The sequence below is a fragment of the Rhizobium sp. Nf11,1 genome, assembly GCF_050587665.1.
GTDB lineage: Bacteria > Pseudomonadota > Alphaproteobacteria > Rhizobiales > Rhizobiaceae > Rhizobium.
In genome coordinates this window covers 386901-403590 of sequence record NZ_JBOBHU010000001.1, presented here as the reverse complement: position 1 = coordinate 403590, position 16690 = coordinate 386901, and the positions used below count along the sequence as shown (strand labels likewise).

General features: G+C 62.2%; 13 protein-coding genes and 1 pseudogene. 7 read left to right on the top strand and 7 right to left on the bottom strand.

Annotated features, from left to right (window positions below):
- Positions 1–128: 128 nt before the first annotated feature.
- The 5 genes from ACQ7C1_RS01965 to ACQ7C1_RS01945 all read right to left on the bottom strand — a co-directional run bounded on the left by ACQ7C1_RS01965 (position 129) and on the right by ACQ7C1_RS01945 (position 7007).
- Entirely contained in the window at positions 129–2027 is a 1899-nt protein-coding gene (locus ACQ7C1_RS01965; protein WP_085777138.1) for a potassium transporter Kup, read from the bottom strand.
- A gap of 18 nt (positions 2028–2045) precedes the next feature.
- A complete protein-coding gene (locus tag ACQ7C1_RS01960) occupies positions 2046–3020 on the bottom strand; it encodes a magnesium transporter CorA family protein (protein ID WP_430957111.1) in 975 nt (324 codons plus the stop codon).
- A gap of 451 nt (positions 3021–3471) precedes the next feature.
- Complete coding sequence (locus tag ACQ7C1_RS01955; RefSeq protein WP_430957110.1) at positions 3472–4641, bottom strand: Mrp/NBP35 family ATP-binding protein; 1170 nt, start codon at positions 4639–4641, stop codon at positions 3472–3474.
- A 615-nt stretch (positions 4642–5256) separates the two neighbouring features.
- Complete coding sequence (locus ACQ7C1_RS01950; RefSeq protein ID WP_183703084.1) at positions 5257–5991, bottom strand: LuxR family transcriptional regulator; 735 nt, start codon at positions 5989–5991, stop codon at positions 5257–5259.
- Between the two features lie 221 nt (positions 5992–6212).
- A complete protein-coding gene (locus tag ACQ7C1_RS01945; RefSeq protein WP_183702993.1) occupies positions 6213–7007 on the bottom strand; it encodes an IclR family transcriptional regulator in 795 nt (264 codons plus the stop codon).
- A 103-nt stretch (positions 7008–7110) separates the two neighbouring features.
- On the opposite strand from ACQ7C1_RS01945, the gene ACQ7C1_RS01940 reads away from it, so the two are divergent.
- From ACQ7C1_RS01940 to ACQ7C1_RS01915, 6 genes and pseudogenes are all read left to right on the top strand, one after another.
- A complete protein-coding gene (locus ACQ7C1_RS01940) occupies positions 7111–7902 on the top strand; it encodes an SDR family NAD(P)-dependent oxidoreductase (protein ID WP_430957109.1) in 792 nt (263 codons plus the stop codon).
- The gene (locus ACQ7C1_RS01935; RefSeq protein WP_430957108.1) at positions 7902–8819 is read left to right on the top strand and encodes a 2-dehydro-3-deoxygalactonokinase; all 918 of its coding nucleotides are present in this window, start codon (positions 7902–7904) and stop codon (positions 8817–8819) included. The genes ACQ7C1_RS01940 and ACQ7C1_RS01935 overlap by 1 nt, the downstream gene beginning before the upstream one ends.
- 13 nt (positions 8820–8832) lie before the next feature.
- Positions 8833–9465, top strand: a complete 633-nt coding sequence (locus ACQ7C1_RS01930; RefSeq protein WP_430957107.1) for a 2-dehydro-3-deoxy-6-phosphogalactonate aldolase — start codon at positions 8833–8835, stop codon at positions 9463–9465.
- A 4-nt stretch (positions 9466–9469) separates the two neighbouring features.
- Positions 9470–10357, top strand: a complete 888-nt coding sequence (locus tag ACQ7C1_RS01925) for an SMP-30/gluconolactonase/LRE family protein (protein ID WP_430957106.1) — start codon at positions 9470–9472, stop codon at positions 10355–10357.
- Between the two features lie 219 nt (positions 10358–10576).
- The gene (locus ACQ7C1_RS01920) at positions 10577–11182 is read left to right on the top strand and encodes a PRC-barrel domain-containing protein (RefSeq protein ID WP_430957105.1); all 606 of its coding nucleotides are present in this window, start codon (positions 10577–10579) and stop codon (positions 11180–11182) included.
- Positions 11183–11241: 59 nt separating this feature from the next.
- A pseudogene (locus tag ACQ7C1_RS01915) lies at positions 11242–11442 on the top strand (hypothetical protein); the annotation flags it as partial.
- Here the strand turns inward: ACQ7C1_RS01915 and ACQ7C1_RS01910 are convergent.
- Both ACQ7C1_RS01910 and ACQ7C1_RS01905 read right to left on the bottom strand, forming a co-directional pair.
- Positions 11409–12773, bottom strand: coding sequence for a putative bifunctional diguanylate cyclase/phosphodiesterase (locus ACQ7C1_RS01910; protein ID WP_430957104.1), 1365 nt, complete (start codon positions 12771–12773; stop codon positions 11409–11411). The pseudogene ACQ7C1_RS01915 and the gene ACQ7C1_RS01910 sit on opposite strands and share 34 nt — an antisense overlap.
- Before the next feature lie 146 nt (positions 12774–12919).
- Positions 12920–14650 (bottom strand): response regulator, encoded by a 1731-nt coding sequence (locus tag ACQ7C1_RS01905; RefSeq protein ID WP_430957103.1) that lies wholly within the window; start codon positions 14648–14650, stop codon positions 12920–12922.
- A 183-nt stretch (positions 14651–14833) separates the two neighbouring features.
- Between ACQ7C1_RS01905 and mutL the strand changes: the two genes are divergently transcribed.
- On the top strand, positions 14834–16636 hold the full coding sequence (mutL, locus tag ACQ7C1_RS01900) for a DNA mismatch repair endonuclease MutL (RefSeq protein WP_430957102.1): 1803 nt from the start codon (positions 14834–14836) through the stop codon (positions 16634–16636).
- Positions 16637–16690: the final 54 nt, after the last annotated feature.

Sequence of the window (16690 nt, the reverse complement as noted above, 5' to 3'; positions counted from 1 at the left end):
GGACCCATGCCTCAGCTGCTGGTGGGTGCGGTGTAGATGCTCGGCTCAAGGCCGAGCATGACGGAGGTTAGGTGGCGGAAGGGCAAATCGAAAGCGCGGGCGCTGAGTCAGCAATCACTTCCCATCCATCAAATAATAACGTGCGAGCCCAGCTCCACCACCCGGTTGGCCGGCAGGCGGAAATAGTCCGAGGGGTTGGCGGCGGCGTTGGCCAGCGCGATGTAGAGCCGGTCCTGCCAGTAGGGCATGCCCGACTTGGCATCCGGCACCAGCTTGCGACGGCCGAGATAGAAGGAGGTCGACATGATGTCGAACTTCAGTCCGGTCTTGCGCAGCGTCGCGAGCGCCTGCGAGACGTTCTGCGATTCCATGAAGCCGAACAGCAGTTCGACACGGGAGAAACGCGGGGAAATCTGCTCGACCTTGTAGCGGTCCTGGCTCGCCACCCGCGGCTTATTGACGGTGCGGATCGTCAGGATGACGTTGCGGTCGTGAAGCACGTGGTTGTGCTTGAGATTGTGCAGCAGGGCGGCGGGGGCCGATTCCGGATCGCTGGTCAGGAAGATCGCCGTCCCCGGAACCTGGGCCGGCGAATGCTCGCTCTTGCGCTCGATGGAACTGACGAAGGAGGCGAGCGGAATATCGGTGTGCCGGGTCTTCTCCATCAGGATCGCGGTGCCGCGGCGCCAGGTCCACATGACGACGGTAAAGGCGGTGGCGATCAGGATCGGGATATAGCCGCCATCGTGGATCTTCAGAAGGTTGGCGCCGAGGAAGATCATTTCCAGCACGACGAGTGGCGCGAGCGCGATCACGGCGACCGGCAGCGACCAGTTCCAGCGTGCTCGGACGAATTCGAAGGCCATGATCGAGGTGACGACCATGGCGCCGGTGACTGAGATGCCGTAGGCGGTCGCCAATGCGTCCGAGGTCTTGAAGCTCAGCACCAGGAAGATGACGCCGAAGAACAGCACGGCGTTGACCGACGGCACGAAGATCTGTCCCGTGTTGGTTTCTGAGGTGAAAAGGATTTCCATGCGCGGCAGGAAGCCGAGGTTGATGCCCTGGCGCACCAGCGAAAAGGCGCCCGTTATGACGGCCTGGCTGGCGATGATCGTCGCCGCCGTCGCCAGGATGACGACCGGCAGCAACGCCCATTGCGGATACATCAGATAGAAGGGGTCGGACATCGTCATCGGATTGCCGAGGACGAGCGCACCCTGCCCGAGATAATTCAGCGTCAGCGCCGGAAACACCAGCAGGAACCAGGCCCATTGAATCGGGCGGCGGCCGAAATGGCCGAGGTCGGCATAAAGCGCCTCGGCGCCCGTTACCGTCAGGAAGACGGCACCGAGCACGACGACGCCGTAAAAGCCCTCATGCAGCAGGAAGCTGACAGCATAATAGGGGTTGAAGGCGGCGAGGATGCCGAAATCGTCTGAGATATGGGAGATGCCGGCGGCGGCCATGACGAGGAACCAGAGAGCAGTGATCGGCCCGAAGAACTTGGCGACGGCACCGGTGCCGCGCGATTGCACGACGAAGAGCAGCGCCAGAATCACCACCGAGATCGGCACGATATATTCCGCCAGGCTGGGCGTGACGAGTTTCAGACCTTCGACCGCCGACAGCACCGAAAGTGCCGGCGTGATCATCGCATCGCCGAGGAACAGGGCAGCGCCCATCAGTCCGAGCAGCATCAGCAGTGCGGTATGGCCGTTGGCGGTCTTCATCAGAAGGGCGAGCAGCGACAGCGTGCCGCCCTCACCGTCGTTGTCGGCGCGCAGCAGGAAGAGGACGTATTTGATGGTGACGATAATGGTCAGCGCCCAGATCATCAGGGAAATAAGACTGATGATCTCGAAACGGGTGACGCCGTCATGGGCGACGGGCTTCAGCGCTTCGCGAAAAGCGTAGAGCGGGCTCGTGCCGATATCGCCGTAGACGACACCAACGGAACCGAGCGCGAGATAGAACAGCTTGCGCGGCGTCATGTGGCGTTCGTGCGGATCGCTCTCTTCGGACATGAAATTTCAACAGGCTCTTCAGAGCCAGCCTTTCCAGCGAAAAAAGAAAAAGGGGATGACGGCTGATATTACCATCAAGGCCAGCGAATAGGGATAACCCGCCGCCCAGGCCAGTTCCGGCATGACCTGAAAATTCATGCCATAGATGGAAGCGACCAATGTCGGCGGCAGGAACACGACGGAGGCGATCGAGAAAATCTTGATGATCGAGTTCTGTTCGATGTTGATGAGGCCGAGTGAGGCGTCGAGCAGGAAGGTGATGTTGCCGGCGACAAAGGAGGCATGCTCCGACAGCGATTGAATATCGCGCGAGACAGTGCGGCAGAGCTCCTTCGCCTCGCGGTCCTGCTGGATCGCCGGGACCGTGTAAAAGAACGTCAGAAGCCGGGAAAGCGAGCCGAGACTGTCGCGCAGCTTGCTGATCATGCGGTGATGACCGGCGATATCGCGCAATTTCTGCTCGAGGTAGTTCGAAGGCTTGCGGACCTTATTCGCCCTGCCGAAGACATGCGTCGACAAGATGTCGATGCGCGAGACGGAGGTTTCGAGGATTTCGGCGGTCCGGTCGACGATCGTCTCCAGCAGCTTGGCGAGAAGGGCCGCGCCGCTGCGCCAGTTTTCCGGCAGCCGGTGAAGGGCGGCGATGAACAGCGCAAAGGATTTCGGTTGGGCGTAGCGGATGGTGACCAGGCGGTTTCCGGCCAGGATGAAAGCGACATCAGTCAGCGTCGGCGCGTCGGTGTCAGCCTTCCAGACGAGCGAAGCGGTCATGAAGACGGCGTCGTTTTCGATATAAAGGCGAGCCGACGGTTCGATGTCCTTGAGATCGTCGCGAGTCGGCACCTCAATGCCGAGAACCTTCTCGACATAAAGCTCCTCCTCGCGGCTCGGCTCGAGCATATCGATCCAGACGACATCCTCGGGAAAAGCTGCCGGCTGCGAGAGATCGCGGATCTCGACCGATTTGCAATTGGAACGGTAAGCGGTGATCACCGGCAGCGTCTCCGATGCTCACGACACTTCGTGGTCATCATCTTCATTGCAAGCCTTTCCATCCGTCCGCCATCGCGGCAATGCGAGGGTGGCTCGTTCCAGGCCCAAACGGAAGCGGATCAAGAAAGTTCATACAACTCCGGCTGCATCCGGCCTCGAAAGCCAGCATGCGCATTGTGCTCCACCGCATCGCAGTTACCAATCCCTTCGACCTTGCAGGCGGTCCGGGACCTTCGAAACGAAGACGGCCGTCATTGAGCATCTGCAGCAATGCCATCATGGCGCCGCGGCATATGAAGCAAAGCCGTGAAATAATCAAGACATCTTCCGTGAAGCGCGGCTTTTCACCACATTTCCCGCACAATTCGAGGTGGTCGCAACGGTGATTCGGCGCTTCAGCGCTTTGCTGTCATGCGCTCCGGCCCGGAAGTCCTGCCCATAAACCGAGACGTCATTCAAAGACGATCGCCGGCGCCGCGCGCTGGGGCTGGCCGCCGAGCTGCTGCCACACCTTCGCAGCGATGCCGCGATAGATGCCGGCGACGACGCCGTTCGGATCGGAGGCGACGAGCGGCGTGCCGGCATCGGACGTTTCGCGGATGTTCATCGTCAGCGGCACTTCGCCGAGGAAGGGCACGCCGATGCGCTCGGCCTCCTTGCGGGCGCCGCCATGACCGAAAATGTCGTAACGGGTGCCGGTGTCGGGTGCTATGAAATAGCTCATGTTTTCAACGATGCCGAGAACCGGCACCTCGACCTTGCGGAACATGTTGAGGCCCTTGCGGGCATCGATCAGGGCGAGATCCTGCGGCGTGGAAACGATGACGGCGCCGGCAAGCGGCACCTGCTGGGCCATCGTCAATTGCGCATCGCCGGTGCCGGGCGGCATGTCGACGACGAGAACGTCGAGCTCGCCCCATGCCACTTCGCGCAGCATCTGCATCAGGGCAGACTGGACCATCGGCCCGCGCCAGATCATCGCCGTCTCCTCGTCGACGAGGAAACCCATCGACATGACCTTGAGGCCGTAATTCTCCATCGGATTGATGATACGGCCATCGATCTGCGTCGGGCGGCCGGAGATCTTCAAGAGCCGCGGCATCGACGGGCCGTAAATATCGGCATCGAGAATGCCGACCCGGAGACCGTTGGCGAGCAGGCCGAGGGCCAGGTTGACGGCGGTGGTGGACTTGCCGACACCGCCCTTGCCGGAGGCGACGGCAATGATGGCGCCGATACCGGGGACACCGATCTTGCCGGCGCGGGGCGGCTGTTGCTGCGGCGCATGCGCGTGGCTCCCATGATCATGACCGGCATGACCGTGGGGCGGGTTCGGCGCCGGGCGGGCAGCGGGCGCCGCGGCGGCCGCCTTCTTATCCGCCGTCAGCGTGACGAGCGCACCCTTGACACCCGGCATCTCCTTGATGACGCGCTCGGCGGCGAGCCGCATCGGCTCCAGCTCCTTGGCGCGTTCGGCCGGAACGGTGATGGAAAAATAGACCTTGCCGTCGGAGATGAAGACATCGGAGACCATGCCGAGCGCGACGATGTCGTGTTCGAGATCCGGTCCGCGCACGGTCTTCAGCGTTTCGAGAACCTGTTCCTTGGTGACGTCGGTCATTCCACCCTCATTGCTTCTTCTCGCAGACTACGGCGCCACGCGTCTTTCAAGGCGCGCACATGATTTTGGCCTCGGCCAATTCCGGCCAAAGCATGAAATCATGCGGTAGAGATAGTGGAGCCGCACGTCTTCGCCAAACAAAATCATCGGGAGGAAAATCAATTTGCCGGCTGCGAAAAACGCCGGCGGGGACCCCGCGAATCCGCTGCGGCCATCAAGTCCGCCGGGCTTTTCGCCCTGATGGCCGCAACGGTCTCTCTCCCCAAGAACCGGCGCAATGCGGGGCGAATTAGCGCAAGCCGAAAAAAAGGCCAGTGAAAAGTGACCGGGAAGGGGAAATCGTAAACAGCTGCGCAAGAAGCGGTGCCAAAAGGCAACAACCGCCACCGACGCCGAAGGCCGGGAGAGAAGCGGCGTCGGCGTCGGGCAGCGGTGTGTCGGCCGCGCCATTTCCTGGCGCTGGTCATCAAAGTCCCCTCTGGACCTCTGGCAAAGGAGATGCAGAAAGCGTGCCAGATGAAAAAATCGGGAAAAGCGCCGAGAAGCGCCGCGGCAACATCCCGGTTCTGCCTAAGAGCTGAGCGGACGGCCACGGCGCGCCACCATCTTTGCGACTTATTTGATCAGGCCGATCCGCAGTGCCTTGGCGACCGCCTGGGTGCGGTTGACCGTGTCGAGCTTCTTGGTGGCGCGGTTGAGGTAATGATTGACCGTATGCTCCGACAGCGCGAGGATTTCGGCAATCTCGGCGCTGGTCTTACCGGCCGCCGTCCAGTTGAGGCAGTCGATCTCTCGGTCGGTTAGCGAATCCGTCATGCGCGTATCGAGGTTGCGGATTTCGGCAAGCCTGTCAAAGACATGGATGGCGATATAACAAAGCTCGCGCATTTCGGCGGCGCTGAAGGGTTCGCGGTCGCCGGAGAAGGAGACGGCACCGCGCAGGCCGGAGGCCTCGTGGGTTGGGAAATAGGCGCCGCGTATCATCCTGAAACGCTCGAACAACCCCGTGACCAGGACGGACTTGCCGTCGTCCCGCGCCCAGGCCTCCCGCGACATGTCGTAAAAGAAAGGCCGCGTCGATGTTCTAAGCCGCCTCAAAACCGGGCTGTTCACCATCAGCGCTTCCTGGTCGTAGAGCGCCAGAAGCTCGGCCGGCCAACTGGTGATGACGGTGTTGGCCTGCAGGTCGAGAGAGGTGATCGGCGGCAGGTTGAGAACCATGAAGGCGCGACTGCGATAGGCTTCCGTGACGCGTTTCAAGAAACGGAAAATATCGAACTGCGTCTTCAGACCGGCGATTTCGTTGATATAATCGTCTTCTTCCGTGGAGGTTTGCGACAAGGGTACCATCACAGTTTTCATCTTCGGCGCCGCGGCCGGTTCGGTTGCATCGAGGCGTGACGAGCGTGTATTGGATTACGTGGAAGCGGTCTCGGCAGACAGGCTTCAGCCAATGCGTGGTTGTAGATTCGCGGGTCATTCCACTTGGCGTGATTCGCCCCCAAATCTCAATATTTCGCTCATCATAAGCATGCTTAGCGAGCCGTCCAGCAAAGGTGATAGCGATACCGTCACCGGCGCGGGCCGAGGCGGACGCGCATGCCCTCCATAATCCTCGCAGCCGCCAGCTGTACGGGAACGGCCCACTGACGCAGAAGTTCCATCGACAGCCGGTAGGCCGGGCCCGTGACCGAAATGCCCCCGATGAAGGTGCGATCCTCCGACCAGACGGGCGCGGCGACGCAGCGGATGCCGGCCTCGTGCTCCTCGAGGTCGAAAGCATAGCCCTGTTCGGCAATCTCGCGGATTTCGGCGGCAAGCGTCTCAGGCGAAGCATGTGTCGAGGCGGTAAAGCTGGTGAAGTTCAGGCCGGCGAGGAGATCGGCAAGAGTTTCGGGCGGAAGCAGCGAAAGAGCGGCCTTGCCGACGCCGGTGCAGTAGCAGGGCGAGGCGTTGCCGATCTGCGAATACATGCGCACCGGCTGACGGCCTTCGACCTTGTCGAGATAGATGATCGACTGTCCCCGGAGAACGCCGAGATGCACCGTCTCGCCGGTCGCCTGCTGGAGTTCGCTCAGGTGCGGTTCGGCAACCAGACGGAATTCGTTGCGCGCCCAGCTGCGCGCGGCGAAATCGAGCAGGCGCAGGCCCGGCGCATAACAGCCGTCACCATCGAGCTCCAGCAACCCCTCCTCCACCAGGTGGCTGAGCTGGCGATGCAGCGTGCCGCGCGGCTGGCCGGCGAGCGTCAGGATATCGGTGAAGCGTAGTGGCGTATCCGCATGGGTGACGAGATCGAGGAGAACCATCAATTTGCCGAGGGTGCCGGTCTCGCGGGCCTGGGCCATGCCGTCGCTTGAAGTCATTGTCTATGTGCCATCGAATCGATCCGCGCCGGCAAGCGTGCGCCCTTGACAGGTAGACCAGCATAATCCGATAATTCCACATAGTCAAATTAAGTTCCGAATAATGGAACATCTGGAGGAAACGGTGAGCGCAGTGGCAGCACAATTTCCCGAGTTCAAAGATCGCGCCGTGCTCGTGACCGGCGGCGGATCGGGCATCGGTGCCGCGATCGTCGAAGGTTTCGCACGCCAGGGCGCTAAGGTCTCCTTCATCGACATTGCCGAGACGGCCGGCAGCGAACTCGCGGAAAGACTGTCGCGGGAAACGGCGCATCCGGTGCTGTTCTACCATGCCGATCTGCGCGACATCGAGGCGATCCGGCGCACGGTCGATGTCGTCGTTCAGACATCCGGGCCGATCCGCGTGCTTGTCAACAATGCAGCGTGGGATGACCGCCACGAATTCGACGCGGTGACCGAGGCCTATTGGGACAACAATCAGGCGGTCAATCTGCGGCATGTGTTCTTCACCTCGCAGGCGGTGGCGCCGTCGATGCGGGCAGCCGGCGGCGGCGCGATCGTCAATATGTCATCGATCGCCTTCAAGCTGAACATGGGCGGCTTTCCTTCCTATGCGGCGGCGAAGGCGGCGGTCGTCGGACTGACGAAGAGCATGGCCGGCCGGCTCGGGCCGGAAAATATCCGGGTGAACTGCATTCTGCCCGGCATGGTCGTCACCGAACGGCAGATGCAGCTGTGGCTCACCGAGGAAAGCATCGCCCGCTCGGTCGAGCAGCAATGCCTGAAATTCCCGCTCAAGGCGGATGCCATCGTCGGTCCCTGCCTGTTTCTTGCATCCGACTGCGCGGCTGCGATGACCGCTCAGTCCCTGATCGTCGATGGAGGCGTTTTGTAATGGCTAATCCCGCTTACGTCGCGGTGGACTGGGGCACCAGCAGTTTCCGGCTCTGGCTGATCGACAGGGACGGCGGCATCCTTGCTGAACGCCGCAGCGGCGAAGGCATGACGAGCGCGGCTAAGATCGGCTTTTCCCAGGTGCTGTCGGGCCATCTCACCGCTGTCGAAGCGCCGCAAGGTCTGCCTGTCATCGTTTGCGGCATGGCCGGCGCAAGGCAGGGCTGGGTCGAAGCCGGCTATATCGACGTGCCCGCGCCGCTCGCCTCGATCCTCACCGCGGCGGTCCGCGTGCCGGGTGAAAGCCGTGACATCCGCATCCTGCCGGGCCTTGCCCAGCGGGATGTGGCGAGGCCCGATGTCATGCGCGGCGAGGAGACCCAGCTTCTCGGCGCGCTCGACCGCGCGAACTCCGCGGCGCAGGCAGTCTGCATGCCCGGCACGCATTCGAAATGGGTGCATGTGGCGGACGGCAAGGTCGCCGGCTTTTCGACTTTCATGACCGGCGAACTTTTCGACGTGATCAGCAAAAACACGATCCTGTCGCATGCCGTGGCAGGTGCCGAACAACAGCCGGCGGATGCGGCTGCCTTCGAGGCGGCCGTATCGGCGGCCTTTGCGCATCCCGCACTTGCCTCCAATCTGCTGTTTACCGCCCGTTCGGGCCAGCTGCTGCACGGGGTCTCCGCCGCGGCCGCGCAGGCCCGGCTTTCCGGCACGCTGATCGGCCTCGAAATTGCCGGCGCGCTGCAGGATGCCGCCAACGGCACCGATATCACCCTCGTCGCCTCCGGACGCCTGCAGGCGCTCTACGAGCAGGCCTTCAACACCCTCTCCCTTGCCTTCACCGCCATCGACGCCGACGCGGCCGTGCGCCGCGGCCTATCGGCAGCCGCCGAAGCCATCTGGCCGAATTGAGAAAGCTGACACGATGAACCGTATCCCCTTCCCTGACATGAAGCGCCCGCTGATCGCCATCCTGCGCGGCATCCGACCCGACGAGACCAAGAGCATCGTCGGCGCCCTGATCGAAAACGGCCTGACGGCCATCGAGATTCCGCTCAATTCGCCGGAGCCGTTCAAATCCATCGAGATCGCCGCGAAGATGGCGCCGGCCGAGGTGCTGATCGGCGCCGGTACGGTGCTGACGGTCGAGGCTGTCGACAACCTGAATGCGGCCGGCGGCAAGCTGCTGGTGACCCCGAATGTCGAACCGGACGTGATCATCCGGGCGCGCGAATATGGTATGGTGACGATGCCGGGCGTCTTTACGCCGACGGAGGCCTTAGCGGCCGCACGCGCCGGCGCCACCGGTCTCAAATTCTTCCCGGCGAGCGTGCTTGGCCCTTCCGGCATCACGGCGATCCGGGCGATCCTGCCGCCGGAACTGACGATTGCCGCCGTCGGCGGCGTGTCGGACAAGAATTTCGCCGATTACACCAGGGCCGGCATCTCAGCCTTCGGCCTCGGCACCAGCCTCTACAAGCCCGGAATGACCGCGGCAGAGGTTGCCGAGCGCGCCAAGGCGACCATTTACGCCTATGATGCAGCCATGGGAGCGTGAACGTATGACCGAGATTTACGAGTTCGAAGGCAAGACCCTTTGCAACACCAATTCCGTTCTCGGCGAAGGTCCGACCTATGATCCGGACAGCGATACCGTCTGGTGGTTCAACATCCTCGGCAAGGAGCTGCACGAGCTCAACCTTTCGACACGCGCCAAAAAGGTCCATTCGCTGCCGGTCATGGCAAGCGTGCTGGCCCGCGTCGATACCGGACGGCAGCTCATCGCGACCGAAGAAGGGCTTTTCGTGCGTGACGTGGTGAGCGGCAACCTCACCTTCTACGCCGCACTCGAAAACGACAGACCGGAGAACCGCTCAAATGACGGCCGCACCCATCCGTCGGGAGCGCTCTGGATCGGCACGATGAGCAAGCGGGCGGAGAACCAGGCCGGCGCCATCTATCATGTCGCCGGCGGCAAGGTGACAAAGATCTTCAGCGGCATCAGCATTCCGAATTCGATCTGCTTTTCCCCGGATGGCACGGTCGGCTACTACACGGATTCCCGCATCAACCGGCTGATGCGCGTCATGGTTGATCCGCAGACCGGTCTGCCTGCGGGCGAGCCGATCGTGCTCGTCGACAGTATGAACGAACCCGGCGGTATCGACGGTTCGGTCGTCGATGCCGACGGCTATATCTGGAATGCCCGCTGGGGCGCCGGCGTCGTCGATCGCTACAATCCCGATGGCTTACGTATCTCGCGCTACAAGGTTCCAGCCGTCCAGCCCTCCTGCCCGGCCTTCATCGGCGCCAATGCCGACCGGCTGGCGGTGACGACGGCCTGGGAAGGGCTTGACGAGGATGCCCGTTCGGCTCAGCCAAGCGCCGGCGCGCTTCTGGAACTCGGCATCGAGGTCAAGGGCGTGTTCGATCCCGTCTATGTGCTCTGACAGCAACTCGGCCAGCCGCCATGCAAGGCGCTCCCGAGTGGGGCGCCTTTTTCGTTTCCGGGCCGTTCGCCAATAAAAGTTCCGTGATAATCGAGAAATTTTCCGTGTTTTCAACCGGAACCAATCGGCGCACCACTCATTTTCCCTTCGAACCGGCGCGGCAAGGATGATGCATTGCCGGGTCAGCGATCACTCTAGGGAAATGAAAGTAGGTTCGAAATGACACGCAAACTTTTGACGACCGTTGCCGCTGGCGCGCTGTTTGCCACGGCTTTCGCACCGGCGGCATTTTCGCAGACGGCGCCGCAGCCTGCCGATCCCGCCGCGACCAATCAGGCAGCGCCGGCCGATCCGGCTGCCCCCAAGCCGGTCACCCCTGATGTCACCAAGCCCGCAGGCGACGCTGCACAGGCTCCGGCTGCAAAACCGAGCACGGATGTAGCTCAAGGTACCTATCTGACGGAGCAGGCTCCGGACCAGGTCAGCGCCAACACCTATATCGGTCAGTCGGTCTACAACGCCAACAATGACAGCATCGGTAGTATCAACGACCTGATCATGAAGAAGGATGGCGGCATCGTTGCTGCGATCGTCGGCGTGGGCGGCTTCCTCGGCATCGGCGAGAAGGACGTCGCCGTTCCGATCGAAAAAATCACCATCGCCCAGAACACTCAGGACGGCAGTCTCAAGCTGACAACAACCGAAACCGCTGAATCGCTGAAGGCTGCGCCCGAGTTCAAGACATTGGCAATGCAGTCTGCAGAGAAGGCCCCGGCCGCAACCGGTACCGACACGACGGCAACCGGCTCGACCACGCCGAAGTAAACCGCGCGCGGTAGTACAGCGTAGGCGATGGCGCTCCTAGGGGCGCCATTGCTTTTTGCATGTTTCATGCAGTTCACCGCGCAAAACCGCTGCGCACCTGCGCTGGTATTGGCTTTTTGCTTTGCGCAATCCCGGACGCAAAACCGCTGCGCACTTTTGCTGGTATTGGCTTTTTGCTTTCCGCAATCCCGGACGCAAAACCGCTGCGCACTTTTGCTGGTATTGCTTATGCGCTGACGCGCTCGGCGGGCGCCATATCGTAATAGTTCTCGTGCAGGAAGCGCAGCGTGGCGATGCCATCGGCCGGGCGGCCGAAATGGTAGCCCTGGCCCATGCCGCAGCCGAGCGTGCGCAGCTTCACGGCTTCGGCATAATCTTCGATGCCTTCGGCCACGACTTCCAGTTCCAGGCCTTCGCACATGGAAAGGATCGCCTTGATGATGTGTTCGGAGGCGCGGTCGGAATTGATGCGCGAAACGAAGGCGCGGTCGATCTTGATCTTGTCGAAGATGAAGTCGCGCAGACGACCGAGGCTCGACTGGCCCGTGCCGAAGTCGTCGAGCGAGATGCGAACGCCGGCGGCACGCAGATCGGCGATGATGCGGTGGGCGGTGTCGGCCGAACCCATCACCGCCGTCTCGGTGATTTCCAGTTCCAGGCGGTGCGGATCGAAGCCGACGCGACCGAGGATCGACAGGATGCTGCCGCTCGTGCCGGGATCCATCAGCTGCGCCGAAGAGAGATTGAACGACAGAAAGAGTTCACGCGGCCAGGATAAGGCTGCTTCAGCAGCCTTGCGAAGCAGGGCCTCCGACAGTGCGTCGATGAAGCCACGCTCTTCGGCGAGCGGCACGAAGACGCCGGGGGACACGAAACCGAGATCGGGATCGTTCCAGCGGGCGAGCGCCTCGAAGCCAACGACCTGATTGTTGGCAAGCGCGACGATCGGCTGGAAATGAACGTCGATGGCGTCCGAGATGATGGCGTTTCTGAGCGCCTGCTCCAGCTGTGTCGCGCGCTTCATCTCCTGGGCGATTTCACGCGAATAGACGGTGATCTGGCCGCGGCCGCGGCGCTTGGAACGATAGAGGGCGGTTTCGGCGCTCTTCAACAGTTCTTCGCAGTCCTCTCCGGCGAAGGGATAGATGGCGAAGCCGAAGGAGGCGGACAGTCGGACATTGCGGTCCCCGAGGTCATAGGGCGCCGACAGCACTTCGCGGATCATCTGGCCGAATTTCTCGGCGCTCGCCCGCTCGAAAACCAACGGCAGCACGAAGGCGAATTCGTCGCCGTCGTGACGGGTGACCAGCGCCCCGTCCGGAATGCAGGCCCTGAGCCGGTGGGCGACCTGGCAAAGAATCTCATCGCCGGCCGAGGAACCAAAGAGATCGTTGATCGGCTTGAAGCTGTCGAGATTGGCGATGCCGATGGTAAAGGGAGCGGGATCGCTGGCCCGCTCGGCGGAGATCTGCAGCACCTTGTCGCGCATGCGATTGCGGTTTCCCAACCCGGTCAGCGGATCGGTGTAAGCCATCGCCTGAAGCTCATTGTGACTCACGGTCAAGAAAGCTGTTTCCGCCGATTTCATCATCCAAAACCCAAGCTTCCCTCCGCAGCCGGAGAGAGAATGACCGGCATTTCTTAACAATTCGCTAGTAAATCAGCCGCCTTGACGGGCTGATCTACCCCAGATTTGGGGAGGTTGCGTTATACCGGAGGAGGCAAGCGGACTTCGTCTCATCCGCTCGCTCGAACCGGCGCGGCCTCTTCCGTCAGGTATTTCTGAAATATCGTCTCCAGCATGTCGGGACTGACGGGCTTCATGATGACGTCGTCCATGCCCGATTTGGCGCATTCGGCGCGATCGCGCTCGAAGGCCTGGGTCAGCACGCCGATGATCGGGGTGCGGCCAGCGCCGCCGGCTTCCTCCATCTGGCGGATCAGGCGCGCCGCCTCGAAGCCGTTGAAGCCCGGCAGCGAAATGTCCATCATCACCACGCCGGGCCGGTGTTCGGCCCAGAGGCGCACGACCTCGTCGCCAGTCGCCGCGATCATATGACGATAGCCGAGGCCCTCGAGGATCTGTGAAAACACGATCTGGTTGATATCGTTGTCTTCGGCGACGAGAACCTGCAGGCCGGCCGTATCGTCGGAAGTACTGATTTCCCAATCCGCGTCCGCCCCGTCACCGCTATTGCGGCTGTTGCGATTGAAATGACGGGCGATCTGGAAGGTGAGCTCGTTGGCGATCTGAAAGCCGTCCATGACCAACGCCGGAATTCCGTATTGCTCGGAAAGCTCGAGGCAGCGCATGCCCATCTGATTGTCGATGATCAAGAGATCGAGCGAAATGCCGGAGGAGGTGGCGATTTCCAGGAACCGCTCCTCTTCATCCTCACCACGCACCGAGCAGGATTCGAAACCATATTTCGACAGCGTCCGCAGAGCGGCTGTCTCGGCGGCTAGGTCGGCGGTGACGACGAGGATCTTGCGGCCGGAGAAATTCTCCGGAACGATCGCCTCCATCGCCGCCGGCTCGCGGCGCTCCACAGCGCTCGGCACCGGCACATAGGCGCGGCGATAACTCTGGTTGGCGGAGGCGGTGATCGCCGAGGCGCGATCGAAGTCCTCGAGATCGGCACCGTCGCGCGGCAGGTCCTGCATGGTCGATACCAGGAAATAGCGGCCGGGCTTGCCGATGCGATGCTTGCGGCTGACGATGTCGCGCTCGATGCCGTCGCGGGAGATCTGCCGCTGGCGGGAGATAGACATTTCGCCGGTCTCCAGCACATGACGATCGCTTTCTTCGAAGCGCTTGGCGATCTCAGGTGAGAAGAGATCGCCGCTCTTGCGCCCGAGCACCTCGTCGGCGCTCCTCTGATATTTCTCACAAAAGGCGAGGTTCACCGCAACATAGGTGAGGTTGCGATCCTTGACGAAAAGCGGGAACGGCAGATTATCGAGAATGTCTTCGGTGAGCTGCACCCGCTCCAGGTCCGAGCGCCACTGCGCCTCGCGCTTCTTGTCCTCGGAGATATCGGAAACGACGGTGACGCCGTAACCGCTCGGCAGCCTGCGCTTGACGAAGCGGACCCAGCTGTCGGCGCCATGTCGCTCGACGGATTCGAAGCGCTCGCGCCAATGCGAGGCGATTTTCTGCGACAGCCAGTCCTCGCGGCTCATCGAGCCGCTCTGCCTGATATCATATTGCTGGCGAACGCCGGTATCGTAGATCGCGCCCAGGAAATCGCGCAGCCGGATGCCCGGCTTCAGCATCTCGGGCGGCAAGGGGAAGAATTCGAGAATCTGGCGGCTTGCGAAAATCAGATGATCGTTCTTGTCGTAGATGATGAACGCTGCCGAAAGGCTGTCGCACACCGCATCGAAGAGCGCCGTCTGCAGATCGGCCCCGGCGAGCGTCCCGTCGGTCTCTGATGATGTGTCCGCCTTTTCGAAGCCGGCACTCATTCCATTTCGTCCCACATCTGTTCGATTTCGCGGCTTCTGGAGGTGTGTGATTAAAAATGCCATTTTTCTGTTAAAACCGGCTTAACACTACCGATCCCTGAATGCGGGGGAGCCGCGGATCACAGTTCCACCAAGCGGTCGGAAACCCCTTCCCTCCCGCCCGCGAATCCTCGAAAATAGCTCATGGCCATCAGACAGCTTTCCGAAACGCTCATCAACCAGATCGCCGCCGGCGAAGTCATCGAACGGCCGGCGAGCGCTGCCAAGGAATTGATCGAGAACGCGCTGGATGCCGGAGCGACGCGCATCGAGATCGCCACGGCAGGCGGCGGCAAGGCGCTGCTGCGGGTCAGCGATAACGGCTGCGGCATGGACGCGGCCGATCTGGAACTGGCGATCAGGCGCCACTGCACCTCGAAGATCTCCGAAACGCTCGAGGATATTAGAACGCTCGGCTTCCGCGGCGAGGCACTGCCTTCGATCGGGTCCGTGGCGAGGCTCAGCATCGCAAGCCGTAAGCGCGACAGCGCCGGCGGCCACGAGATCGCCGTTGCCGGCGGCAAGGTCTTGCATCTGAGGCCGGCCGCCGCCAATCCCGGCACGATCGTCGAAGTCCGCGACCTGTTCTTCGCCACGCCGGCGCGGCTCAAATTCCTGAAGACGGAAAAGGCCGAGGCGGGTGCGATTACCGAGATCGTCAAACGCATGGCGATCGCTTTTCCCGCCGTGCGCTTCGTGCTGTCCGGCTCCGACCGTGCGACGCTGGAATTTCCGGCAACGGGCGACGATCATCTGGCGCGCATGGCGCAGGTGCTCGGCAAAGACTTCAGCGACAACGCCATTGCGCTCGACGCCGTACGCGAGGAGACCACGCTGACCGGCTTTGCCGGCGTGCCGACCTTCAATCGCGGCAACTCCGCCCATCAATATGCCTTCGTCAACGGCCGCCCGGTGCAGGACAAGCTGATCCTCTCGGCGATCCGCGGCGCCTATGCCGAGACGATTCCGTCCGGGCGCTATCCGGTGGCGGTGCTGTCGATCGCTCTCGATCCGGCCCTCGTCGACGTCAACGTGCATCCGGCCAAATCCGACGTGCGGTTCCGCGATCCAGGCCTGGTGCGCGGCCTGATCGTCGGCGCCATTCGCGAGGCGCTCGCGCGCGACGGCAGCCGGGCGGCAACGACCGGCGCGAGCGATATGCTGCGCGCCTTCCGCCCCGGTTTCCAGCCCTTTGCCCAACGCTCGCAGGCGCCATGGTCGGCGGAGACCTCGCCATCCCGCCCCTATCAGCCAGCAACGGGTTTCAGCGAACGATCCCAAGCCGCTTTCGACGGACTTTCGATGCCGACAGCGCGGGCCGAGACGCAGTCTTCGCCACAGCCTGCTGCGCCTGAACCGGCCGGGCGTTATCCGCTCGGCGCGGCACGGGCGCAGATCCACGCCAATTATATCGTCGCCCAGACCGAGGACGGGCTCGTCATCGTCGATCAGCATGCGGCGCATGAGCGGCTGGTGTTCGAGGCGATGCGCAAGGCGCTGCATTCAAAGCGGCTGGCCTCGCAGGTGCTGCTGATCCCCGAGATCGTCGACATTCCGGAGGAGGATTGCGACCGGCTGATGCAATATGCGGCAGAGTTTGCCGAACTCGGTCTGGCGATCGAGCGCTTCGGTCCCGGGGCGATCGCGGTGCGCGAAACGCCGGCCATGCTCGGCGAGGTCGACGTCCATGGCCTGATCCGCCAGCTCGCCGACGAGATTGCCGAATGGGATACGGCGTCGGGCCTGTCGGCCAAGCTCGAATATGTGGCGGCGACCATGGCCTGCCATGGATCGGTTCGCTCCGGCCGGCGGCTGCGGCCGGAGGAAATGAACGCGCTGCTGAGGGAAATGGAAGTGACGCCCGGCTCCGGCCAGTGCAATCACGGCCGGCCGACCTATATCGAATTGAAGCTCAGCGACATTGAGCGGCTTTTCGGCAGAAGCTGAAAAAGCTGGCAAAGCCGCCTTTGCGGGAGTATGGCAGACGGATGACAAGTTGCA